Raw genomic sequence first — 23,779 nt, forward strand, 5'->3', positions numbered from 1 at the left:
TATATATCGAAAGCGGCATCCCTCGCCTGCGCCGGGAGGTCAGTCGAACCAGGGGTCCAGTCCGTGGAGTGGGAAAACGGCCTTGCGTGTCGCCATGACCGATCGATCCAGGTGCTCATTGGGGTCGAACCCGGCTTCCCATGACTGCCACCAGGTGTCGGAACCGTCACCCATCAATTCGGGCGCATTGCGGCCGAAGCGCTCGGCGACGTAGGTCCGCCAGGGGGCGGGCACCGGCGTCGTCAGGGTGATGTCGGCACCGGCTGCCACGGCCGTAAGGAGGGTCCACGAGCGCGGGACCACCGACGTTATGTTGTACCCGCCGCCGCCTGTGGCGATCCAGCGTCCTTCGCAGTACCTGGAGGCGAGGTCGCGGACGGCGACGGCGGCCGCGTGCTGGGCATCCACGGTGATGCGCAGGTTAGTGAGCGGGTCCTCGACATGGCTGTCACAGCCGTGCTGACTCACTATCACCTCGGGTTCGAATGCGGCGGTCAGTTGCGGCACCACCGCGTGGAAGGCACGCAGGAAGCCGGAGTCGCCCGTGGTGGTGGGCAAGGCAACGTTGACCGAATACCCGGACGCGGACGGTCCGCCGATCTCGTTCGAGAAACCGGTCCCGGGGAAGAGGCTCATGCCGGTCTCGTGGATGGAGATGGTCATGACGCGCTTATCATCCCAGAAGATCTCCTGGGTGCCGTCTCCGTGGTGGGCGTCGACGTCGAGATACAGGACGCGCTTCACGCCGCCATCCAGAAGTCGCTGCACCGCGGCGGCCGCGTCGTTATAGATGCAGAACCCGCTGGCCCTGGCACGGCCGGCGTGGTGCAGTCCCCCACCGAAGTTCACAGCGTGCTGGACTTCACCGGAGAGAATCGCATCGGCTGCGGCGAGTGAACCGCCAACCAGCCGGGCGCTGGCGGAGTGCATGCCCGCGAAGGCCGGGGTGTCGTCCGTTCCGAACCCTGCCGTTCCGTCGGCGGCGTCCGGGTCGGCGTCGGCTGCCTTGACCGCCTGTACATAATCAGCGTCGTGCACCGTGAACAGACTGGCGTCGTCAGCCACCTGCGGCGCCTCGACCGCGACCTGCGGGAGATCGAACAGACCGACTGCCCGGACAAGCCGTGCGGTAAGGTCAAGCCGCTGCGGATTCATCGGGTGATGGGCGCCGAAGTTATACGCGAGCATGGAGTCGTCCCACACCACCTTGGTTGCAAAGGCAGTTGCAAGGGCAGGAGCGGGGGTACTGGCCACTCCTGCAGGCTACGCGATTCGCACCGGTCCTGCCCACAGTCCTTGGTCGGAAGTGATTTACTACTCGGAGGACTGTGAGCGGCAACCCCACCTGATCGGAGCGGAACAGCAAGGATGGCACGAGAACACCCCTCGTGGTTGGGAGGGGACGACCAGGTCCGCCTGCGATTGCTGGGCAGGGCGCGTGACTTCATCGATGGCATCGTCAACAGTTCCCCCGCACGGGTTTCCCTGCTCGTCTTCTTCGTAGTCGTAATGATCTTCACCGCGTTGCTGAGCCTGCCCTTCGCAACACAAACAGGCCAGGTGACGCCTCTTCACGATGCCCTGTTCACCGCCGTTTCCGCAGTGTGCGTCGTCGGACTGACTGTTGTGAGCACACCGGACTACTGGTCCTTCTTCGGCCAGGTGATCATCCTGATCGGCATCTTCGTTGGGGGCCTTGGCACAATCACCCTCGCCTCGTTGCTGGCTCTCGTGGTGAGTAAACGGCTTGGCGTGCGGGGAAAACTCCTGGCGCAGTCTGCCCTGAACAACGCAAGCCTTCTGGGCGAGGTCGGCACCCTGCTGCGGATCGTTATCACCACCTCTGTTGTGGTGGAACTGGTCCTCGCGCTGGCTCTGATCCCGCGGTTCATCATCCTCGGCGAGCCGTTCTGGGAGGCCGTGTGGCACGGGAGTTTCTACGCCATCTCCGCCTTCAACAACGCGGGATTCGTTATCCACTCCGACGGGCTGCTTTCGTACGGCACGGACCTCTGGATCCTGACGCCCATCATGGTCGGCGTCTTCGTCGGCAGCCTCGGGTTCCCCGCGATTCTCATCCTCGTGCAGTACCGCCACCACGTGCAGAAGTGGACCCTGCACACAAAACTGACCGTCAACGTTTCGGTGATCCTGCTCGTCGTCGGAGCCGCACTCTGGGCAGCCATGGAGTGGACCAATCAGGACACCATAGGGAACTCAAGCGCGAGCGACAAGATCATCCACTCTGTTTTCGCGTCGATCATGACCCGCTCCGGTGGATTCAACACGGTGGACCAAAGCCTCATGGAGCCGACGACAATGCTCCTGACGGACGCGCTTATGTTCGCCGGTGGCGGGTCGGCGTCGACCGCGGGCGGTATCAAGGTGACGACCATCGCCGTGATGTTCCTGGCAATCGTCGCTGAAGCCCGCGGTGATTCCGATGTCAGCGTCTACGGCCGGAAGATCCCGCAGGGCGCCATGCGGGTGGCCATTTCCGTCATCTTCACGGGTGCCACGATTGTCCTGATTGGAACCGGCCTTATCCTGTGGATCTCGGGAGTAGAGCTCAACCGGGTACTCTTCGAGGTGATCTCGGCTTTTGCCACCTGCGGTCTCAGCACCAACCTCAGCGCCGAACTCCCACCTGAAGGCAAGTACGTTCTGTCAGCCCTCATGTTCGCCGGGCGCCTCGGAACCATCACCGTTGCTTCGGCGCTGGCCCTGCGCCAGCGCAGTACGCTCTACCACTACCCGGAAGAGAGGCCCATCATTGGCTGAGAAACCAGCACACAACGCGCCCGTGCTCGTGATCGGGCTCGGACGTTTCGGCTCCGCGACCGCGGCGCAGCTTGTGAAGCAGGGGCGCGAGGTTCTCGCGATCGAAAAGGACCAGGAGTTGGTCCAGAAGTGGTCCGGAACCCTGACCCACGTGGTGCAGGCTGACGCCACCAACGTTGATGCGCTTCGCCAGCTTGGAGCGCAGGAGTTCCCGGCCGCCGTCGTCGGGGTCGGCACCTCGATCGAGGCGAGTGTCCTCATCACTGCCAACCTTGTGGACCTCAATATCGACAACCTGTGGGTCAAGGCCATCACGCCGTCACACGGCAAGATCCTCAAACGCATCGGCGCGAACCACGTCATCTACCCCGAGGCCGACGCCGGCCAGCGGGCCGCCCACCTGGTGGGCGGCCGGATGCTGGACTTCATCGAGTTCGACGACGGCTTCGCCATCGTGAAGATGTACCCGCCGAAGGAGACACAGGGGTTCACCCTCGGCGAGTCAGCGGTGCGTTCGAAATACGGCGTCACGGTGGTCGGCGTGAAGTCCCCGGGCGAGGACTTCACCTACGCGCGGCCCGACACCAAGGTCACGAGCCGCGACATGCTCATCGTTTCCGGGCACGTGGATCTCCTCGAGCGGTTCGCAGCGCGACCCTGAGAATGGTTATCCGCCGAGCTCGCGGGTGATTGCAGCGGCACGTTCCGCCGCCGCACGCGCCCCGGCAGCAACGATGTCAGGCAGTCCCTGCTCGTCGAAGGTCGCAATGGCACGCTCGGTCGTACCGTTCGGGCTCGTGACAGCCTTGCGCAGGGCAGTTGCATCGGCACCGTCCTCCGCCAGCATGAACCCGGCTCCCGCGACTGTCTGGGTGGCCAGCAATTTCGCCAGATCCTCGTCGAGGCCAAGCTTCATCCCGGCGGCGGCCATCGCTTCGGCGAGGTAGAACGCATATGCCGGGCCGGAACCGCTCACCGCGGAGAGCGCGGCGACCTGTTCCTCCGGGATTTCGACGACGGTGCCCGCGGCACTCAGGATAGTGCGCGCCTGATCCATCAGCTCGGAGGTCGCGTTGCTTCCCGGAGAGATGGACAGCACCCCACGGCCAAGGCTCGACGGCGTATTGGGCATGCTGCGGATCACCGGCTGGCCCTCAGGCAGGGCCGCCTCCAGCATGTCGATCGAGATCGCGGCCGCAACGCTGATCACCACCGTTCCCGGCTTCAGCGCGGGCGAAATTTCCCGTGCAAGGTCGAGGATACCGACCGGCTTCACTCCCAGCAGTACGACGTCGGCCCCAGCCGCCGCTGTGCGGTTGGCGCCTGGCTCTTCGGTGGACGACAGTACGGACACGCCGTGTCGTTTCGAGAGATTCGCTGCCTTCTCGGGATCCCTCACGGTAGCTGTTACCTGCGCCGGGGGAAGCCCGGCAGCCAGCAGGCCCGTGAGGATTGCGCCGTTCATGGAACCGCAGCCGAGGAATGAAATGTGCTGTGGAATGTTGATAACCATCGGCCCATCGTGTCATGACTGAACGATTCCCAGCATCCTCACAGTGTGTTCCGGGGTGCAGTTTCACGAAATAGCAGTACAGTCGTTATTACCTCATAAAGGTGCGAGTGATGAGGCCGGGCTCTCCCTGGCCCGGTCGTGCCGGTGAGCCGCAGCAGTGTTTCCCCCAACCACGCTGACGGCTCACCGGCACTTCCTTATTCACCTCAAGTGTGGTCCTGCACCCGCGTGGTCCTGCGCCTGCCGGCTCACTGTTCACGGCGCTCCCAGACGCACGTGGCCTACTCCGACGGACGGCATGGGCTCTTCCGCCTCGAACATGAGGGTGTCGAAGCGCCTCAGGATCAGCCCTTCACGCAGAGCCCACGGGCAGATGTCCATTTCCTTCACCTTGAAGATTTCAAAGGCTGCCTCAGCGACCAGCGCCCCCGCAAGCACCTGACGCGCACGCAGTTCGGAGACTCCGTCCAGGTTGGCCCGGTCAGCGACGGACATCGCCTCCAGACGTTTCGCCCACAGAGCGAGGTCCTGGAGCCGAAGCGTGCGGCGGACAAACGGCCCGGCCGCGGACGGCGCTGCCCCCGCAATGCGCGCCAGGGACCGAAAGGTCTTCGATGTCCCGGCAACGAGGTGGGGTTCGCCAAGGCTGGTGAAGCTTCCGACGGATTCCTTGAGGGTCTGGCGGATGTAACGGCGCAGCTTTTTGACGTCGCGGGGTGCCGGCGGATCACCGGGGAGCCATTCCCGGGTGAGGCGGCCCGCGCCGAGCGGCACCGAGCGCGCGACCTCGGGGAGCTCATCGTGGCCCATGGCCATTTCGAATGAGCCCCCACCGATATCCAGGTTGAGGATGGACCCGGTGCTCCAGCCGTACCAGCGCCGCACCGCCTGGAAAGTCATGGCAGCTTCCTCGTCTCCGGTGAGCTCCTGCAGGACCACCGACGTCTCAGCCTCTACACGTCTCAGGACTTCCTCACCGTTCCCGGCTTCCCGGATGGCCGAAGTACAGAACCCGAGGAAATCCTCGGCGCGATGATCGGACGCGAAGGCACGGGCCTGCCGGATAAAGCCGACCAGCTCCTGCTGACCTTTATCACTGATTCTGCCCTCGGAATCGAGGAAGCTCACCAGCTGAAGTGGCCTTTTATGGGAAGCGTAAGGCACCGGCCGTGCTCCAGGGTGTGCATCCACCAAGAGGAGATGCACCGTATTGGATCCGATATCAAGGACGCCTAGCCGCATGACCCCATTATGTCGCGCGCCGGTTGCCCAGGCTCAATCGACCGGCAAGTGGCCCAGGGACGGGCCGCTCACTTCCGGGCGGTGGCCTTGCGCTTGGCCGGCGCGCGGCCACCTGACTTGCGGGGCGCCGGGCCCTTTGCACGCTTTTCAGCCAGCAACGCCACGGCGGTTTCGCGTGTCAGTTCCTCGATCGCAGTGGACCGCGGGACGGTAATGTTCGTGACGCCGTCCGTAATGTACGGACCGAAACGGCCTTCCTTGACCACGATCGGTTTTTCGGACACAGGGTCGTCACCGAACTCCGCAAGCGGCGGGGTGGCGGTCCGTCCGCCACGCTGCTTGGGCTGGGAGTAAATTTCCAGCGCCTGCTCCAGCGTGATGGTGAAGATTTCCTCTTCCGAGCCGATCGAGCGGGAGTCCGAGCCCTTCTTCAAGTATGGCCCGAAACGCCCATTCTGGACAGTGATCTCGTTGCCCTCAGCATCCTTGCCCAGGACGCGGGGAAGGTTCATGAGCTTCAGGGCATCCTCGAGGGTGACCGTTTCGACGGACATCGACTTGAACAGCGATCCCGTTCGCGGTTTCACCTTTACAGGCTTCTTGGGCGGTTTGGGCTTGCCGTTCTTGTAGTACTCCACCGGCTGGTTCGCCAGGTCCTCGGCTGTGGGCTCCGGAATAATTTCAATGACGTAGGGACCGTAGCGCCCATCGCGAGCCACGATGTCCCGCCCGGTTTCCGGGTCGGTTCCCAACACGCGTTCCTCGGACGCGGGGCTGTTCATCAGCTCCACGGCTTTCTCGGCCGTCAGTTCGTCCGGCGCAAGATCCTCAGGCACGTTGGCACGCTGGGGCTCGGTGCCTTCAGGGGCGTCCTCCGACAGCGGTTTCTCCAGGTAGGGCCCGAACTTACCGACGCGCAGGACAATGCCGTCCGCGATTTCCACCGAGTTGATGCGTCGGGCGTCGATCTCGCCGAGGTCATTGACAATGGTGCTCAGCCCGGTTTCCTTGCCGTCACCGTAATAGAAGTGGTTGAGCCACTGGACACGGCTCTCCTCGCCGCGTGCAATGCGGTCCAGGTCTTCCTCGAGTTCGGCGGTGAAGTCGTAGTCGACGTAATCGTGGAAATGCTCCTCCAGCAGGCGGACCACGGAGAATGCGATCCAGCTTGGAACGAGGGCCTGGCCGCGCGTGCGGACGTAACCCCGGTCCATGATGGTGGAGATGGTGGCGGCATAGGTGGAGGGACGCCCGATCCCGCGTTCTTCGAGCACCTTGACCAGCGAGGCTTCGGTGTAGCGCGGGGGTGGTGAGGTCTCGTGCCCAATCGGTTCGATGGATTCCGCACCAAGGGCGTCACCGGCGGCGAGGTTCGGCAACCGGCCGCCCTGTCCGGGCTGATCGGCTCCGCCTGCTGCGTCATCCTCATCGCGGGAGGCGTCCCGTCCCTCCTCATAAGCGGCCATGAAGCCGCGGAAGGTGATGACCGTCCCGGAGGCCGAGAACTCGGCGTCCTTCCCGTCAGGCGTGCGCGCTCCGAGGCGCACCGACGCCGTCGAGCCCTTGGCGTCTGCCATCTGGGAGGCGACTGTGCGCTTCCAGATGAGTTCGTAGAGCTTGAACTCGTCTCCGTGCAGCTCCTTGGCTACCTGCGCCGGTGTGCGGAAGGAGTCGCCCGCGGGGCGGATAGCTTCGTGGGCTTCCTGCGCGTTCTTCGACTTTCCCTTGTAGACGCGGCGTGCGTCTGGAACATACTCGGCGCCGTACAGCTCAGAAGCCTGGCGGCGGGCAGCGTTGATCGCCTGGTCACTCAGCGCCGGCGAATCCGTACGCATATACGTGATGTAGCCGTTCTCGTACAGGCGCTGGGCAACCTGCATGGTCACGCGGGAAGAGTAACGCAGCTTGCGTGCGGCTTCCTGCTGCAGCGTCGAAGTGGTGAACGGTGCGGCCGGACGGCGTGTGTACGGCTTGGTGTCGACCGAACGGACCTCGAAAGCCGCCTGCTGCAGGCCTTCGGCCAGGCTCCGTGCGGCTGCCTCGTCAAGGAGGGCAACGCTCTGCGACTTCAGCTGGCCGAGGTCACTGAAGTCCTTGCCGGTTGCCACGCGGGTTCCGTCAACGGAGACGAGCTTCGCGCTGAAGGCCTCCCCCTTCGAAGCATCTTCCGGCGAAAAGGTGCCGGTGAGGTCCCAGTACGACGCCGCGCGGAAAGCCATGCGCTCACGCTCACGTTCGACAACAAGCCTCGTGGCGACGGACTGGACACGTCCGGCGGAAAGTCCGCGAGCAACCTTGCGCCACAGGACCGGTGAGATTTCGTAGCCATAGAGGCGGTCGAGGATGCGCCGGGTTTCCTGTGCGTCAACCATGGGGATGTCCAGGTCACGCAGCTCTTCCATTGCGCGCTGAATGGCTTCCCTCGTGATTTCGGGGAAGGTCAACCGGTAGACGGGCACCTTCGGCTTCAGCACCTCAAGGAGGTGCCATGCAATGGCCTCACCCTCCCTGTCACCGTCAGTTGCGAGGTAAAGTTCGGTGGCGTCCTTGAGCGCAGCCTTGAGCTCCGCGACGCGCTTCTTCTTGTCCGTCGACACGACGTAGTACGGCTCGAAATCATTCTCGATGTCCACAGCGAACTTGCCGAGCGAACTCTTCTTCAGCTCCGGGGGCAGATCCGAAGGCTGGGGAAGGTCGCGAATATGGCCCATCGATGCGGTGACCTCGAAGCCTTCACCGAGGTAGCCCGCAATCGTCTTGCTCTTGGCCGGAGACTCGACGATTACGAGTTTCTTGCCGGGCTTCTTGTCCGTTGCCTTAGCTGGCACTTCACTCCTCGATACAGGTGCTTCTTAAACAGCAGAACAACCGCTCATTCTGAGCTCAATATTTGTATTGGTGGGCGTCCTGCCCTTCACAGTATGCGGTATGCCTACCTGCACTAGGGTAACGGCTTGACCGGAGGCACCTCGTCACGGGGAATCCCGCTGTGCATAATCCAACAGCACCGAACCCACTCCCGGACGGTTGTATCAGCGGCCGTCGGACACCGAAACGGGGACCAGGAAACCGTCCTCGACCAGGTTGCGCACGTCCGCCAGAAGTGCAACCCGGAACTCGTCGTCGTCACGGTCCAACAGCGCCGCGAGGGCACCGGTGATCTGGCCGGTGGTGAGGTCGCCGTCGCACGCGGAAACGAAACCTGCCAGCTCCGTACTGAGCAGGGTGGTGCGGCGGAAACCAGCGCCCTGCCGCAGCAGGATCACGCCCGGATGCTCGGCTCCGGGGCGCTGATGCCGCTCCTCGGTGACGTCGTCGGCAACGAGCAGATGCTCGGCTGACAGGTCCCGGCAGGCACCGAGCCAGTCGTGGCGCAGGACCGCCGTGCTGACGTGCGGGCCGATGGGTTGCTCGAGGTCGTAGGTGATCTCCTCGAAGAGACGGAGGGTCGCCGCGCCGTCGGAGTTCCGCAGCCACACCATGCCGAAACCGACGTGCTCCACTGTTCGGGATGCGAAGTCGGACAGGTAGGTGCCGAAACGCTCAGCGAAGCGGGCCGGGTTCCGGTTTTCAGCGGCGTCACGGAGCCACGTCTCGGCGTAGTGGGTGGGCGTAACCTGCTCGCGCTGGATCACCCAGGCGTCGGCGGTGTCCGGCAGCCAGCCCGCTATCCGGGTTTCCCAGGATTGCCCTTCCGGTATTTCCCAGTTCCCGAGAAGCTGGGCGGTCCCGCCCGGTGACAGGACAGCCGGAACGGCACGGAGAAGCGAGGACACGATGTCGTCGCCTGCGAGGCCTCCGTCGCGGTAGGTGAACTGATCCTGAGCCGTCTCACCGGCGCTGCGCGGGGTGATCACGAATGGCGGGTTGGACACGACCTGGTCGAATATCTCCCCCACCACCGGTTCCAGCAGGCTCCCGAGACGCAGCGAGACACGGGCCTCAAACTTCGCCGGATCGATCCCGAGCGCCGAGGCATTCAGCAGCAGGTTGAACCTGGTGACTGCGAGCGCACGTTCGGAGACGTCGGTGGCCGTGACGTGCTGGGCATGGGCGAGCAGGTGAAAGGTCTGGATTCCGCAGCCGGTGCCCAGGTCCAGCGCCCGTTCCACCGGAGCACGCGCTGCGAACTGGGCGAGTGTCAGCGACGCCCGGCCAATGCCAAGCACGTGATCGTTCCGAAGCACTCCCGGCCGGACGTGGGAACCGAGGTCCGATGCAACCCACACGTCACCGCCGGTGTCCGACGAATAGGGGCGCAGGTCCACCGAGGCGCGGAGGCCGCCGTCGTGATCCTCTACCAGTCCCAGCGCGAGCAGACCGGCGGCACCGACCGAAGGGAGCGCGCCGTCGAGCGACGCGGCGGGCACCGTCTCTCCGAGCAGGAAAACAAGCACGACGGCGGCCAGCCGGCTTCCGGTGCCGGTGTTGCCGGCGGCGCGGGCAGCCAGGAGCGCAGGCACAGTCTGGTCCCTTTCGAGCGCCGCGTAGGCGTCGGGGCCGACCAGATCCGCGACGCCGTCGACGGTGTAGTCCGCCGTCCGGAAATCCACGGCGAGACGGTTCAGCAGGTCCTGGTCGTCGCTTCGCGGGGCATCGGGGATAACGGCAAGGTTCATCACTGGGCAAGTTTATTGGCGAACAGGAGGTCCGGTTTGCCTGGCCTCCCCATCGTCCGCATTTTCGGCCGAAAACGACGACGCCGCCCGATCATCGTGAGAACACGAACGTTTCGCTCGAAAATGTCCTCGCGTACGATGGACCCATGCACGCAAACCAGCGATTTATCAGCCCCCGGCCGCCTGTCGGCCGTGAGGGCTCTGCGCTGCGCGTCTGACTCCAGCTCGGTCCACACGGTGTCCGCGGCCGGGGGTTCCTTCCTACGAACCCTCCCCGACTTTCCGAAGGACCAGCCATGTACCTCACCATTCCACAGCTCACCTCCGCCCTGTCCGTCCGCGACCTCACGGATCCCGGGCAGGGCCCGCACGCGATGCAGGAATTGCTCGACGGCGTCGTCACCCGGTTGACGCAGGCCTGGAACATTCCCGCCACGGTGCACCGGACCACTCCCCTTGTTGCAACGGCGGACAACTATGACCGGCTGGGCTACGCGCCCGACGACGTCACCCGGGACGCGCGCTACTCGCGCCATGCCAGTCCCACCGTCATGCTCCGAAGCCACGCATCCGCCGGAATCCCCGCGGTGCTGGACTCACTGGCTCCGATCCACGACCCGTACGACCGGCTTCATGTCCTCCCCGGGCTGGTCTACCGCCGCGATGCGGTGGACCGCACCCACGTCGGTACTCCACACCAGGTGGACCTGTGGCGGCTCAAGGCCCGCGGCCTGCTGAGTGAGGCGGACCTGCACGGCATGGCCGCCGCCGTCGTGGACGCGGTGTTGCCCGGCGCCCGCTGGCGTGCGGTGCCGGCGACCCATACCTACACCTCGCACGGCATGCAGATCGATGTCGAGACTCCGGCCGGCTGGCTGGAACTGGCGGAGTGCGGCCTGGTGCGCGCGGGAATCCTCCGGAACTCCGGGCTGGATCCCCGCCGTTGGAGCGGCCTCGCACTCGGGATGGGACTGGACCGGGCCCTCATGCTGCGCAAGAGCGTGGACGACATCAGGCTGCTGCGCTCGCCCGACCCCCGTGTCTCGGTACAGATGCTCGATCTGGAACCGTGGCGTCCGGTGTCGCTCATGCCCGCCGTCCGGCGGGACCTCTCCGTCCTGTGCGGGCCGGGTGCGGACGAGGAGACACTCGGGGACGTCGCCCGGGAAGCGCTCGGGAAGGACGCCGACGTCATGCAGTCGCTCGCAATCCGCACGCGGACGCCGGTGGAGCAGTTGCCGACCGCCGCCGTCGTACGCCTTCACGCCCGGCAGGGGCAGGTGAACCTGCTGGTCCGACTCACACTGCAGGCGCTGGACCGCACCCTGACTGACGCCGAGGCGAACGCGCTGCGGGACCGTGTGTACCTCGCGCTGCACGAGGGGCCGATCCTTGAACTCACCGGCTGAGGTCAGGCTGAGGTCAGGCGGCGCCGACTGCAGTGGCTTCGGCCTCGTCCGTTTCGCAGCCCTGCGGACAGCGCAGCGTGGCGGGATCTGCGGCGCAGTCGGCGCAGTACAGGGTGAGGTTGCGGCAGCTCAGGTTCGAGCAGTTCTCGAACTTGTTGGTGGGCGCGGAGCAGCGCACGCACTTGCCGATCGTCTTCGCGTCCCTGGTGAACTCGACGTGCATGCGCTTGTCGAATACGTACAGTGAGCCTTCCCAGAGACCTGAATCGCCGTATGTCTCGCCGTAGCGCACAATGCCGCCCTGCAACTGGTACACCTCGTTGAAACCGCGGTTGACCATCAGGCTCGAGAGCACCTCGCAGCGGATGCCGCCGGTGCAGTAGGTGACCACGGGTTTGTCCTTCAGGTGGTCGTACTTCCCCGATTCGAGTTCGCTCACGAAGTCATGGGTAGTGTTCACGTCCGGGACGATCGCATTCCTGAACTTCCCGATCTGCGCTTCGAGGGCGTTGCGGCCGTCGAAGAAGACGACGTCGTCACCACGTTCATCGACCAGCTGATGCAATTGCTCCGGCTTGAGGTGCGTACCCCCGCCGACGACCCCGTTCTCATCAACCTTCAGCTCACCGGGCGCTCCGAAGGACACGATTTCCTCGCGGACCTTGATGCTGAGCCGCGGGAAGTCCTCGGCGCCGCCCTCCGACCACTTGATGTCCATCTTCTTGAAGGCGGGGTACTCGCGCGTTGCCTTCACGTACTGTTTGACGGCGTTCAGCTCCCCGCCGACGGTACCGTTGATGCCGTCCTTGGAGATGAGGATTCGTCCTCGGAGCCCCAGCTTCTCGCACAGGGCGCGCTGCCACAGCCGGAGGGCTTCGGGATCTGGCAACGGAGTGAACGCATAGTACAGAACAATTCGGTTCATTGACACGCATTAAAGGGTACCGGCGCGCAGGCGTCAGGTCTCAAATCGGCAACCTCTTGGCTGAGCTATGTTCAACCGGCCTGCCCGCCACTATCGTTCAGGCATGGGAGCCGCTCTTTCTGAAGAACTCGTCCGCACGTGGGTTTCCGGCTGGGCTAAATGCCGGGGCTATAAGACACAGGACAACGGCCGCAGCATGTCCGTTCTTCTCACCGACCAGCAGGACGACCTCGAAACCATCATCTACGAGCCCACGATCGGCGAGTACCTGGAACTCGCCAATCTGACCCGCGACGATTCCTCCCGTGTGCTCACCGTCGTCACCAACCGCATGCACGACCTCATCAATGCATCTTCTCCCCTTCAGCTGCGAATTACCGACTATCAGCAGGCCCTGATGTGCGCAGACATGGACGGACAGGATGTGGAAGACCCGCGTCACCCGGACGACGAATTCAAACTCGAGCACATCCGGGAGGCGGACTGCCGGCGCGTTTCAGTGACAGTGAACGGCGAAGAGGTGGCACAGGGTTCTGTAGCCAAAGAGGATGATCACGCAGTCTTTGACCGCATCATCACTGACCCAAACTATCGCCGACGGGGCCTGGGCAGTTTCGTGATGCGCGCGCTGACAGCCGCGATCCTCGAAGACGAGGTGGACACCGGGCTGCTGATGGCGTCCGAAGACGGACGCCACCTGTACCAGCACCTGGGCTGGACGTATCTGGCTGACGCCTTCGTGATCCGTCGCTGACCCTTGGCAGCCAGACGGTGAACCCGGTTTGATTTGTGCCGGGGTGACAAAATAGCCAGGTGGCTGCCCATGATTCCCTGATTCCGCTTCTTGGCGGCGTAGATCCTGAGCAGCTTGTTCACATCCGGCATCTTCCCGCCCGCGACGCGGTGTACAGCGACTGGCCGGAGTGGGTTCACCCCGATGTGATGGAGGCGTACCGGGGACGGGGAATTCAGGAGCCGTGGAAGCACCAGAGCGCTGCCGCGGATGCCGCTCACGCAGGCTCGCACGTCGTCATCGCCACGGGCACTGCGTCCGGGAAGTCCCTCAGCTACCAACTGCCTGTCCTGGATGCGATCCACCGTTCCGCACTGGCGGAAAAGGTCTCGCTTGAGCCGGCCGGCGCCGTCGCGCTCTATCTGTCGCCGACGAAAGCGCTGGCTGCGGACCAGCTCTCCGCCATCTCGTCCCTTGGGCTGGCTACCGTCCGCGCAGACACGTACGACGGCGACACCGACCCTGGCGCGCGACGCTGGATCCGCGACCACGCCAATCTGGTGCTGGCGAACCCGGACATGCTCCACTACGGGATCCTTCCAAATCACGCCTGGTGGTCGCGGTTCTTCCGGCGTCTCACCTACGTGATCGTGGATGAAGCCCACAGCTACCGCGGCGTCTTCGGATCGCACGTTGCCAATCTGCTGCGGAGGCTGCGCCGGGTGTGCGCGTACTACGGGGCGGACCCGGTGTTCATCGGGGCGTCGGCGACCTCGGCTGCACCCGCGCAGTCCTTCGGGAAGCTCATCGGCGCACCGGTCAGTGCTTTCACCGAGGACACCTCGCCGCACGGGTCGACGACGGTAGCTTTCTGGGAGCCGCAGCTGACCGACCTTCGGGGTGAGAACGGCGCCCGGCAGCGCAGGACTGTCATCGCGGAGACCTCGGATCTGCTGGCAAACCTGGTGTCGGCGCAGGTTCGGACGATCGCCTTCATCAAATCGCGCCGCGGAGCGGAAAGCATCGCCGCGAACACCAAGCGGCTGCTCAGTGAGGTGGACGCGAAACTCCCGCCGCGTGTTGCGGCATACCGGTCGGGATACCTGCCCGAGGAGCGCCGTCAGCTGGAGGCGGCACTGCGTTCCGGCCGGCTGCTGGGCGTCGCGAGCACGTCAGCGCTGGAGCTTGGGATCGACATTTCCGGCCTGGACGCGGTCCTGGTGGCCGGCTGGCCCGGTACCCGCGCGTCGCTGCTGCAGCAGATCGGTCGGGCGGGACGTTCCGGCCAGGACGCGCTTGCCGCCTTCGTTGCCAGTGATGATCCGCTGGACACTTATCTGGTCCATCATCCGGAGTCGGTGTTTGACGTTGGGGTCGAGGCGACGGTGTTCGATCCCGCCAATCCCTATGTCCTTGGACCGCATCTGTGCGCAGCCGCCGCAGAGCTGCCGCTGACCGTCGAGGACCTGCCGCTCTTCGGCGAGACCGCGCCGGCGCTGCTGGATCAGCTGGTGGATCAGGGGTTGCTGCGCCACCGCCCTGCGGGCTGGTTCTGGACACATCCGCAGAGCGCTGCGGGCATGGTCCACCTGCGCGCGGACGGCGGTGGGCCCATCAACATCATCGAGAGTGACACTGGGACGGTACTCGGGACCATGGACTCGCCCCAGAGCCACTATCAGGCGCACACCGGCGCGGTGTACGTGCACCAGGGCCAAAGCTACGTTGTGGATGAACTGAACGAGCAGGACCATTGCGCGATGGTGACCCGTTCAAACCCGGACTACTACACGCAGGCACGGGACGTCACACAGATTGAGGTGATCTCTGAGCAACGCAATGTGCCGTGGGGTCCTATCCGGGTGTGCTTCGGGGAGGTGAAGGTGACCACCCAGGTGATTTCCTTCCAGCGGAAGGCGTTCGTTTCCAACGAAATCCTTGGCGAGGAGCCGCTGGATCTCGGCGCACGCGAGCTTTTTACGAAAAGCGTGTGGTTCGAATGTGATAACCAGCTGCTCGAGCGCAGCGGCATCACTGCGGCGGATCTTCCGGGCGCGCTCCACGCCGCGGAACATGCCGCCATCGGCCTGCTGCCGCTGGTTGCGTCGAGCGACCGATGGGATATCGGCGGGGTATCGACCGCGCTGCACGCTGACACAGGACTGCCGACCATCTTCGTATATGACGGCCATCCGGGTGGCGCCGGCTTCTCCGAGCGGGGTTTCGAGGCGGCGGAAACGTGGCTCAGCGCGACTGCGGAGGCGATACGGGCGTGTGAGTGCGACACCGGTTGTCCCTCCTGCGTCCAGTCGCCCAAGTGCGGGAACCGCAACAACCCCCTGAGCAAGGACGGCGCGCTGGCCCTGCTCGACATGCTGCTGGCGCAGGCTCCGGACGGTGAGCCTGCGCCAGGCAATGGCATGCTCGACGCGTAGTCCTCCTTTCAATCAGGGAACGGGTCAATCAGGGAACGGGCGGTGGGCCTGCTCGTGCCCGCCCCGACGCCGGAGGCAGTGCCGGGATGGAATCCACCTCGGTGTGAACCTCGACTATGTGTCCGGATCCTCCCTCAACCGAGCAGCCCGTAAGCCGTGCGTTCTGGTGCCGGGCAACCTCCGCGGCGACCACGCACGGGCTCCCATCGCGGAGCCCCCTCGCGGCGTCGGCCGCCGCGAGGGCTGACAGGTCTGCTGCCGTTGCTGCCCTCGATGCCGCTACAGACGCCTGGGCGAACAGGACGACAACCGAGAGCAGCAGCACCGCGGCCATTGCGACACCCGCCATCAACGTTGTGCCGGCCCCGCTTTCCCGTCCCGGGTGGCAGCACGTCATTTCCGCTCCGGCACGGCAACTGCGCTAGCCGAGAGGTCGACGTCGAACAGGTCAAGCACGGGCACGTCAACAGTGGTCGATACGGTCACCGTGTTGAAGGCGTCCCCGGACTGAACAGCGATGTGCGCCTGCTCTCCGGCGATACGGCGGACAGTTGCCCCAACGACGGCGGCCGTCTCGCCTCGCATGACTTCACGGGCACCGGCCCTTGCCGCTTCCTCGATGCGCAGCTGGGACAGTCCCACTGCCGCAGCGGCGAGGACAACTGCCAACAGTGCAACCACCGCAGGAAACGCCACTGCCACCTCCGCTGTTACTGCCCCGTCCTCGGTGGGGTTCCTCACCTGCGATCCTGTCCGCCGCATGAAACGTCAGCCGAAGCTGAGGGCGCTGGTGATCAGCGACATGAGCATGCCGCGGATCTCCCCGCTCGACAGCACGGCGACGAGCAGTGCGGCGAAGCCGACAGCAGCCAGCGTTGCGATCGCGTACTCGGCGGTGGCCAGTCCTGCCTCTGATCGCATGAGCCCGGACCTCCTGCGGCCGGGCTCAACGGTCTCGGGCCGCAGTGAGGTAACAGTCGCCAGCGGCGGTTCCTGGGCCGGGGATTCCCGCCGGTCCTCGTAGGCGGTTGTTGTTGCTGCGGTGGTGGAACGTGTCATGACAACTCCTTGGTTGATTGTTTCTTGTGGGTACTTCCGGGCTGCCGGGGCAGCGTGTGCCGTTCCGGCCAAACCGCGTCAGCGGCTGTTTCGAGTGTTTCGCGTGGGCGGGTTCAGAGCTGATGGAGAGGCCGCTAAGTGGACAAGTGCAGGCATTCCCGTGGGCTGTGGAGCATCAGACGGAGCGGACGCGTTCCGCTGCCGGGTTCACCCACGACGGGCAAGCTGTCAGCTGAAGGCGGGAAACAAACCGACAAGGATCGGGATGACGCCAAGGCACACAAATGCCGGCAAGGAACACAGGCCCAGCGGCACGACCAGCCGCACACCGAGAGCGGCAGCGCGCTGCTCCGCTTCCCGGTTCCTCCTGCGCCTGCACTGTGCGGCGTGCGCGGTGACCACGGCGGCGGACGGGGCTCCTGTTGTTCCGGCGAATCGCAGCGAATGCCCGAGTTCATGCGCGGCTTGGGTGCTCCCGGTGGAAGGGACCGCTGCCCACGCCACCTCCCAGGACGCGCCAAGGTCCAGTGCTGTTTTGACTGCGGTCAGGGCAGCACTGACCGGCGGTGAGGATGAACGCGCGAGGACGTCCAGTCCCCGGTCCAGTGGTGATCCGACGGCGAGCATGGCTGCCATGAGATCCATCATCAGTGCCGGGTCGTGGAGCCCTTCCCGTTCGATCCCGACGGGATCGCTCCGCATGCCGGCTGACCATCGATACCCAAGCGGGGGTGAACGGTGAAGCAGCCAACAGCCGGCCCAGAGGAGCGCCGCGACAAGTACACCGGTCATGCTGGTTCTCCTGCGGCTGCCCGAACGAGACGGCTCGACCAGATCCTGCCTGCCACCATGAGCACGAACCCGGCACATAACGCTGCGATGCCCGGCACGGAACCGAGGAGGACGGCCAGCGGGTCGACCCCGATCAGGTAACCGACTGCCAGTCCGAACAACGGCAGCCAGGAGAGCAGCCGGACGGTGGCGCGGGGACCTGCGAGCGCGGTGTCGCGGGCAGCATCGGAGTCCAGCTGGGATTCGCGCTGCACCGCATAACGCGCAAGGACGGCGGCCAGGGGCGCCCCGCTACGCTCGGCAACCTCCTGGCATGCCGCCAGATCCTGCCAGAGCGTCCTCAACGCAGGATCACGAGTGCGGGACGCAGCTTCGCGCAGGACCTCCGGGACGCTGAGACCAAGCTGCGCAGCCTGATGGGCCGATTGGAGCGTCGGCATGACCGCAACCGAGAACCCTGATCCTGTGCTGCCGTGGACGCCGAACGCATCACCCCACAGCTGCGAGGGGGTCCGTCCGGCCTGAAGAAGGCCTGTCAGTTGGTGGACGAACAGGGGAATTTCATGTGGGTCAGTCTTCGGACGTCTCTTCCGAAGGGGAGCCCGGGTGAGCGCAATGAAACTTCGCCGTCTGGACTCCGCGCCATTCAGCGGGCGGCGCGGCACTGCGAGGACCCAGCAGGCGGCGAAGATCAATCCGGCTACGAGTGCGCTGCTCAAGTCAGCGGCCCCGGTCCAGCTTCGCCGCCAGCATTTCCCACGCCGGTCCACGGTCCGACGTGGCGCCGTTTCGTGTCAGCGCTGCGCGGACCACCAGCTCACCGCCAGGAGCCTTCTCGACAACACCGATCTCCGAGACGGTCCGTCCGGGTCCGGCACGGATGACATGGATGACGACGTCGAGCGCGTTGGCTGCCTGCAGCGCCAGCGGTGCCGCCTCCATCCCGGCGAGGGCTGCGAGCGCCGACAACCGGGCGGGGACACTCGTGGCCGAGTTCGCGTGGATAGTCCCGCCCGCGCCGTCGTGTCCGGTATTCATCGCTGCCAACAGTTCACGTACCTCGGCGCCGCGGCACTCACCGACGATGAGCCGGTCCGGCCGCATCCTGAGGGCCTGCCTGACCAGTTCGGCGAGGTCCACCGACCCGCTGCCCTCCACATTGCCGTGCCTGCTCTGGAGTCCAATGACATGGGGATGGGCAGGACTGAGCTCAGCAGAGTCTTCGACCGTGACCAACCGCTCATCGGGTCCGCTCAGTGACAACAGGGCGGCGAGCAGGGTGGTCTTCCCAGTGCCCGTGGCGCCGCTGATAAGGAAGTTCAGCCGCTTCCTCACTATCCCGCGCAGCACCGCGGCCATCTGGTGGTCCAGCGCACCCGAGGCCACCAGCTCGTCGAAGGAGAAGTGGCGTTGCCGCTGGATGCGAATGGACAGCAGCGTTCCGGCCGTGGAGAGCGGCGGCAGAACCGCATGCACCCGGAAACGGTCCAGACGCACGTCCACGCAGGGATTTCCGTCATCCAGTCGGCGCCCGCCCGCGGCAATGAGCCGGGCTGCGAGCGCGCGCACGTCCGCATCGTTCGCGAAGGTGAGGTCGGTGCGACGCAGGCCGGCGCCGTCGTCAACCCAGACGGCGCCCGGGCCGTTGACAAGAATGTCCGTCACCGCCGGATCCTCGGCGAAGCGCTGTAACGGACCGAGCCCCTGCAGTTCAGCGCGGACCCGGTCCAGCGTGCGGAAGGCTCCCTCGGAACCGAGTAGTCGTCCGGTCGATTGCACGGCGGCCGCCAGTCTGGCTCCTGTAACCGGTGCGGCCTCGCTCAGCACGGCGTCACGGACCTGCGCGACCATGGCCGCATCCGAGAGTTGGGCGGTTTGGCGGGCCCGGCGGGTCCTGACCTCCCGGTTCATGCGGCCGCCTTCAGCGTTTCAGGTAGCACGGCGTCGAGGACGGAACGCCCGAAGGACCGGACGGCTCGGTGACGTGCCGGTTCCAGGACCCTCCCCTGGTTCTCGGTGGCGGCAGCGGCACGAAGGTGAGGCAGGTAGCCGGCTCCCGGCACGCCGACTGCATCTGCAACCCTGCCGGGGTCGAGGTTCGGGCCGAGCGGACCCCGGACCACAGCCCGGACGGGAAGCGGCTGGAGCTGGGTCACCAGGGACCGCGCGGCCGAGATTGCCCGGACACGACCGGGAACCACAAGAAGGATGCTGTCGCAGTACGGAAGCAGGGACCCGTCCGCTGACCAGCCGCGCGCCACATCGACCACCGTGAGTTCGAATGCGGACCGCGCCGCCTCCATGATCGGGGGTACCGCTGCGGATGCGAGCACGCCCGGAGCCGGCGGTTCGGTGCCCATCGACAGCAGTGAGAACCCGTCCATCGACGGCAGTGCGTGAACCAGCTGGTCCGGGTTCACGCTGCCGCGAACCTCACCAAGGTCCGGCCACCGTACCCCGGGCAGTCCTTCACTGCCGAGGGCAAGCTCCAACCCACCGCCGAACGGGTCACCGTCAACGAGCAGCGGGCGCAGGCTCCGTGCTGCCGCACAGGCGGCAAGCCACACGCTGATGGTGCTGGCGCCTACTCCCCCTGCCGCGCCCAGCACTCCGACGACGGTTCCCTCATCCCTGGCGCGCTGGAGCATGCCCAGGTGTTCGGCCAGCCAGCCGGAAGCCTGTGGCAGGATCGCCACCCGATCCGCATTGCACCGCGCAGCCGCGGTCCAGGCGTTTGATTCCTCACCATCGAGTCCGACCACAATGACCGCACACCCCGGGACAGCGTGCCTCGCACTCTCGCTGTCCAGCAGCGCGACGGCGGGGCGCATCGCCAGAGCGTCACTTACCGAGGCGGCGCTGGCCAGCACCAGACCCGCAGCAACAGCAACGCGTGCCACCTCGTCGCGAATGCGTTGCGAGGAGCTGACCAGCACGACGGCGGCCGAATCAGCAGCCGGAATCCAGGAAGACATAGGAAAAGCCTGCGCGCCGGGAGAAGCCACGCCACGTCCGTGTACTGCGTATGTGGATATCTCCAGCAGAAGTGCAGGAATAGTCGGCGCCTCGGGGTGGGCAACAATAGGAGGCGTGTACATCGTCCTCGCGCCGCCATCGATCGGGCAGCGCATCAGCGGATCGGACGGTGCGCAGGTAGCGTTCCTGCCCCTGAACCCGGCGGGAATCCCAACTGCGGAGGCCGTAGTCGTTCCGGCAGACCAGCTGGCAGAGACGGTCCGCAGGCTGCAGCGTCCCGAAACCCGATGGGTCTGGGACAGCACCCGGACCTGGTATCCCGGCCTGCTCGCCGCCGGTATCAGTGTTGAGCGCTGCCATGACATCGCCCTCAGCCGCGAGATCATGCGCCATTCCCCGGACTGTGCCGAGACCGGCTACCGAAGCCGCCTGCAGTCACGACCGGCCGAGGCCGAGGACGCGAATCCCGGCCGTGCCTTGCCGCCCGTGGCGCCGTCGCCGCTCCAGGGCAGCCTGTTCGAGGCCGTTCAACCCGTAGCCGGCGCCGATGCACTCGAGGTCACGGAGGAGTTCGCGGCGCAGCAGCACGCGCTCAGGAACAGCAAGCGTCCGGCCCAACTGGCCCTGCTGCTGGCGGCCGAGTCTGCCGGCGCCCTGATCGCCGCGGAGTTGGAGTTCCACGGAATCCCGTGGCGCGCAGACATCCACAACAACCTGCTTGAATCGCAGCTCGGACTCCGCCCGAGGGAAGGTCATCGCCCCGCCGAACTCGAGCGGCTTGCCGGCGAGCTCCGCGCAGCCCTGGACAATCCACGATTCAACCCCGACTCCCCGCAGGAGCTCCTGCGCGCCCTTCACCGGGCCGGCATCGAAGTTTCGTCCACCCGATCATGGGAGCTCCAGCGCCATAACCACCCCGCAATCGCACCGCTGCTGCAGTACAAGAAACTCTCCCGGCTCCTCACCGCCAACGGCTGGACCTGGCTGGACACCTGGGTGCACGACGGCCGGTTCCGGCCCGAGTACGTCGTGGGCGGCAGTATGTCCGGGCGGTGGGCATCACGCGGCGGCGGTGCGCTGCAGATCCCCCATCAGGTACGCGACGCCGTCCGCGCGGACCCCGGCAACGTACTCATCGTCGCGGATGCCGCGCAGCTGGAACCACGGGTGCTCGCCGCGCTCGGCCGGGATTCCGCCCTGGCCGCAGCCGGACGCGGCCTCGACCTCTACCAGGGCATTGCGGACCAGGGATTCAGCGGCGACCGCGCCAAGGCGAAGGTCGCGATGCTCGGCGCGATGTACGGCGCAACCACGGGCGAATCCGGCCGTCTCATGCCGCAGCTCACCCGCACCTATCCGCAGGCAATCTCCGTGGTGGAGGCGGCGGCACGAACGGGCGAGGCGGGCGGCGTCGTCGCCAGCTTCCTGGGCCGCGGCTGCCCACCGCCCTCGGACCGGTGGCTCGCTGCGCAGCGCACCAGCAGCGCCGCGGAGCAGCAGCGGGCTGATTCCCTCGCGCGGTCACGCGGCCGCTTCACCCGCAACTTCATTGTCCAGGCGACCGCGGCCGAATGGGCCCTGTGCTGGCTGGCCGAATTACGACGCCGGCTGCGCACGGACACTGCCGACTTCGCCCGAGCGCACCTCGTCTTCTTCCTGCATGACGAGGTGATGTTGCACGTGCCGCGTGAACTCGCGGACCAGGTGTCCGCCATGGTCACCGAGGCCGCCCGCGCCGCCGCGCGGCTGATGTTCGGCGAGATCCCGGTGGAGTTCCCGGTGAGCGTTGTTGTGGTGGACTCCTACGCTGATGCGAAGTAGCTAAATGGGCGCGTCGCGTTCCCTGGTCTCATCCCAGGGCTGCGTCCAGCCCAACCCGTCGAAAAGCCTCGAAAGCAGCAGGCCGGTGAAGCCCCAGATCGTGATTCCATCGATCGTGAAGGCCGGCGTGCTGTGGATACGTCCGTTCCGCCGGACCACCGCGGTGAAGCGCACCTCGGCTGAGAGCAGGTCAGCGACGGGTGCACGAAAGACGTGTGATGACTCGGCATGGTCCACCACGCGCACCGGCGTCGGCGAGGCCCACCACGCGAGCACTGGAGTCACCAGGTAATTGCTGACCGGGAGGCTGACCTCCGGGAGGGCGCCAAGGATTTCAACGCCGGCGGGATCCAGCCCGGTCTCCTCCTCCGCCTCGCGCAGGGCTGCAGCGACGGGATCGGCGTCGCCGTCGTCAATTTTCCCGCCCGGGAAGGCCACCTGACCGGGATGGCTGCGCAATGTTCCAGCGCGTGTCACGAACAGGACATCGAGATCATCGGGCACCGCGGTGGAGTGGACCCTGGCCGGCCGATCATCGAGATGCCCGAAGAGGATGAGGACGGCTGCGGCCCTGGCAGTTGCGATGTCCATGCCCCGCAGCTGCCAGGACTCGGTGGTATCCACACCTGGACCGATGGGTGTCGAACGCTCGGCGAAGGCCTTCAACTGGCTGTACGCGCTCATGGGCTCAGCGTGAACCCGGCGGCCAGGAGCTCGGCACGCGAGGCGCCCTCCCGCATGCGGCGGTGCAGCTCTTCGCGACCGGGCGCAAACTCGTACTTGAGCAGTTTCCGCGCCTTCTCCTGGTCCACCTCACCCTCGCCGTAGGAGGGGCAGAGCGCTGCCACCGGGCACGCGCCGCAGGCCGGCTTCTTGGCATGACAGATGCGGCGTCCGTGGAAAATCACCCGGTGCGAGAGCATTGTCCAGTCCTTCCGCTCGAACAGGGAGGCGACGTCGGACTCCACTTTCACCGGGTCATCTTCCGTGGTCCACCCGAAGCGGCGGGACAGCCGGCCGAAGTGGGTATCAACGGAGATACCGGGTACTCCGAAGGCGTTGCCGAGCACCACGTTGGCCGTCTTGCGTCCCACACCCGGCAGGGTGACCAGGTCCTCCAGGCGGCCCGGCACCTCACCATCGAAGTCGTCGACGATCCTGGTGGCGAGCGCGAGCAGGCTCCGGGACTTTGCCCTGAAAAACCCGGTGGGACGGATCATGTCCTGGAGTTCGTCTTCGGGGGCTTCGGCGAGAGTGCGTGCATCGGGATAGCGTGCGAACAGCGCCGGCGTGGTCAGGTTGACCCGGACATCCGTGGTCTGCGCCGACAGGACAGTTGCGACCAACAGTTCGAAGGGGTTGCGAAAGTCCAGTTCGGCGACCGCATAGGGATAGGTGTCGGCGAGTTCGCGATGAATCCTGCGCGCGCGGCGCTTCAGAGCGATAGGTGATACATCCACGCTGACCCCGTCTT

21 protein-coding genes are annotated in these 23,779 nt (G+C 65.7%); 6 read left to right on the forward strand and 15 right to left on the reverse strand.

What is annotated here, in order from left to right; all coding sequences use genetic code 11:
- Positions 1-39: 39 nt before the first annotated feature.
- Positions 40-1,188 carry an acetoin utilization protein AcuC gene (locus AC4D2M_RS03350; RefSeq protein ID WP_490890419.1) on the reverse strand — a complete coding sequence of 383 codons (1,149 nt, stop codon included), beginning with the start codon at positions 1,186-1,188 and terminating at the stop codon, positions 40-42.
- A gap of 180 nt (positions 1,189-1,368) precedes the next feature.
- Between AC4D2M_RS03350 and AC4D2M_RS03355 the strand changes: the two genes are divergently transcribed.
- Positions 1,369-2,781: a TrkH family potassium uptake protein gene (locus AC4D2M_RS03355; RefSeq protein ID WP_490889966.1), complete on the forward strand. Its 1,413-nt coding sequence runs from the start codon at positions 1,369-1,371 to the stop codon at positions 2,779-2,781.
- Positions 2,782-2,803: 22 nt separating this feature from the next.
- On the forward strand, positions 2,804-3,442 hold the full coding sequence (locus tag AC4D2M_RS03360; RefSeq protein WP_490890421.1) for a potassium channel family protein: 639 nt from the start codon (positions 2,804-2,806) through the stop codon (positions 3,440-3,442).
- Positions 3,443-3,448: 6 nt separating this feature from the next.
- Here the strand turns inward: AC4D2M_RS03360 and proC are convergent, their stop codons facing one another.
- The 4 genes from proC to AC4D2M_RS03380 form a co-directional block, all read right to left on the reverse strand.
- Positions 3,449-4,294 carry a pyrroline-5-carboxylate reductase gene (proC, locus tag AC4D2M_RS03365; RefSeq protein WP_490889968.1) on the reverse strand — a complete coding sequence of 282 codons (846 nt, stop codon included), beginning with the start codon at positions 4,292-4,294 and terminating at the stop codon, positions 3,449-3,451.
- A 255-nt stretch (positions 4,295-4,549) separates the two neighbouring features.
- The gene (locus AC4D2M_RS03370; protein ID WP_490889970.1) at positions 4,550-5,536 is read right to left on the reverse strand and encodes a Ppx/GppA family phosphatase; all 987 of its coding nucleotides are present in this window, start codon (positions 5,534-5,536) and stop codon (positions 4,550-4,552) included.
- Positions 5,537-5,604: 68 nt separating this feature from the next.
- On the reverse strand, positions 5,605-8,364 hold the full coding sequence (topA, locus tag AC4D2M_RS03375) for a type I DNA topoisomerase (RefSeq protein WP_490889973.1): 2,760 nt from the start codon (positions 8,362-8,364) through the stop codon (positions 5,605-5,607).
- A gap of 204 nt (positions 8,365-8,568) precedes the next feature.
- Entirely contained in the window at positions 8,569-10,155 is a 1,587-nt protein-coding gene (locus AC4D2M_RS03380) for a DUF7059 domain-containing protein (RefSeq protein WP_490890422.1), read from the reverse strand.
- A gap of 296 nt (positions 10,156-10,451) precedes the next feature.
- On the opposite strand from AC4D2M_RS03380, the gene srmL reads away from it, so the two are divergent.
- Positions 10,452-11,564, forward strand: coding sequence for a PheS-related mystery ligase SrmL (gene srmL / locus AC4D2M_RS03385; RefSeq protein WP_490889975.1), 1,113 nt, complete (start codon positions 10,452-10,454; stop codon positions 11,562-11,564).
- Positions 11,565-11,577: 13 nt separating this feature from the next.
- On the opposite strand, the gene trhO is transcribed toward srmL, so the two are convergent.
- The gene (gene trhO, locus AC4D2M_RS03390) at positions 11,578-12,495 is read right to left on the reverse strand and encodes an oxygen-dependent tRNA uridine(34) hydroxylase TrhO (protein WP_490889977.1); all 918 of its coding nucleotides are present in this window, start codon (positions 12,493-12,495) and stop codon (positions 11,578-11,580) included.
- 97 nt (positions 12,496-12,592) lie between these two features.
- Between trhO and AC4D2M_RS03395 the strand changes: the two genes are divergently transcribed.
- Complete coding sequence (locus AC4D2M_RS03395; protein WP_490889979.1) at positions 12,593-13,243, forward strand: GNAT family N-acetyltransferase; 651 nt, start codon at positions 12,593-12,595, stop codon at positions 13,241-13,243.
- A gap of 59 nt (positions 13,244-13,302) precedes the next feature.
- Positions 13,303-15,657 (forward strand): DEAD/DEAH box helicase, encoded by a 2,355-nt coding sequence (locus AC4D2M_RS03400; RefSeq protein ID WP_490889981.1) that lies wholly within the window; start codon positions 13,303-13,305, stop codon positions 15,655-15,657.
- Between the two features lie 28 nt (positions 15,658-15,685).
- Here AC4D2M_RS03400 and AC4D2M_RS03405 read toward each other — a convergent pair whose 3' ends face one another.
- From AC4D2M_RS03405 to ssd, 7 genes are all read right to left on the reverse strand, one after another.
- Entirely contained in the window at positions 15,686-16,054 is a 369-nt protein-coding gene (locus AC4D2M_RS03405; RefSeq protein WP_490889983.1) for an Rv3654c family TadE-like protein, read from the reverse strand.
- Entirely contained in the window at positions 16,051-16,398 is a 348-nt protein-coding gene (locus AC4D2M_RS03410; protein ID WP_490889985.1) for a TadE family type IV pilus minor pilin, read from the reverse strand. The genes AC4D2M_RS03405 and AC4D2M_RS03410 overlap by 4 nt, the downstream gene beginning before the upstream one ends.
- A gap of 27 nt (positions 16,399-16,425) precedes the next feature.
- Positions 16,426-16,716 carry a DUF4244 domain-containing protein gene (locus AC4D2M_RS03415; RefSeq protein ID WP_490889987.1) on the reverse strand — a complete coding sequence of 97 codons (291 nt, stop codon included), beginning with the start codon at positions 16,714-16,716 and terminating at the stop codon, positions 16,426-16,428.
- A gap of 228 nt (positions 16,717-16,944) precedes the next feature.
- Positions 16,945-17,508 (reverse strand): type II secretion system F family protein, encoded by a 564-nt coding sequence (locus AC4D2M_RS03420; RefSeq protein WP_490889989.1) that lies wholly within the window; start codon positions 17,506-17,508, stop codon positions 16,945-16,947.
- Positions 17,505-18,227: a type II secretion system F family protein gene (locus AC4D2M_RS03425; RefSeq protein WP_490889991.1), complete on the reverse strand. Its 723-nt coding sequence runs from the start codon at positions 18,225-18,227 to the stop codon at positions 17,505-17,507. Before AC4D2M_RS03425 ends, AC4D2M_RS03420 begins: the two co-directional genes overlap by 4 nt.
- Before the next feature lies 1 nt (position 18,228).
- Positions 18,229-19,419 (reverse strand): TadA family conjugal transfer-associated ATPase, encoded by a 1,191-nt coding sequence (locus AC4D2M_RS03430; protein WP_490889992.1) that lies wholly within the window; start codon positions 19,417-19,419, stop codon positions 18,229-18,231.
- Positions 19,416-20,483 (reverse strand): septum site-determining protein Ssd, encoded by a 1,068-nt coding sequence (gene ssd / locus AC4D2M_RS03435; protein WP_490889995.1) that lies wholly within the window; start codon positions 20,481-20,483, stop codon positions 19,416-19,418. The genes AC4D2M_RS03430 and ssd overlap by 4 nt, the downstream gene beginning before the upstream one ends.
- 115 nt (positions 20,484-20,598) lie before the next feature.
- Here ssd and AC4D2M_RS03440 point away from each other — a divergent pair, with 115 nt between their 5' ends.
- The gene (locus tag AC4D2M_RS03440) at positions 20,599-22,305 is read left to right on the forward strand and encodes a bifunctional 3'-5' exonuclease/DNA polymerase (RefSeq protein WP_490889997.1); all 1,707 of its coding nucleotides are present in this window, start codon (positions 20,599-20,601) and stop codon (positions 22,303-22,305) included.
- Here AC4D2M_RS03440 and AC4D2M_RS03445 read toward each other — a convergent pair whose 3' ends face one another.
- Both AC4D2M_RS03445 and nth read right to left on the reverse strand, forming a co-directional pair.
- Complete coding sequence (locus tag AC4D2M_RS03445; RefSeq protein ID WP_490890000.1) at positions 22,306-22,989, reverse strand: NUDIX hydrolase; 684 nt, start codon at positions 22,987-22,989, stop codon at positions 22,306-22,308.
- Positions 22,986-23,765: an endonuclease III gene (gene nth / locus AC4D2M_RS03450; protein ID WP_490890002.1), complete on the reverse strand. Its 780-nt coding sequence runs from the start codon at positions 23,763-23,765 to the stop codon at positions 22,986-22,988. The genes AC4D2M_RS03445 and nth overlap by 4 nt, the downstream gene beginning before the upstream one ends.
- Positions 23,766-23,779: the final 14 nt, after the last annotated feature.

This window comes from Arthrobacter sp. TJ-270, assembly GCF_058269075.1.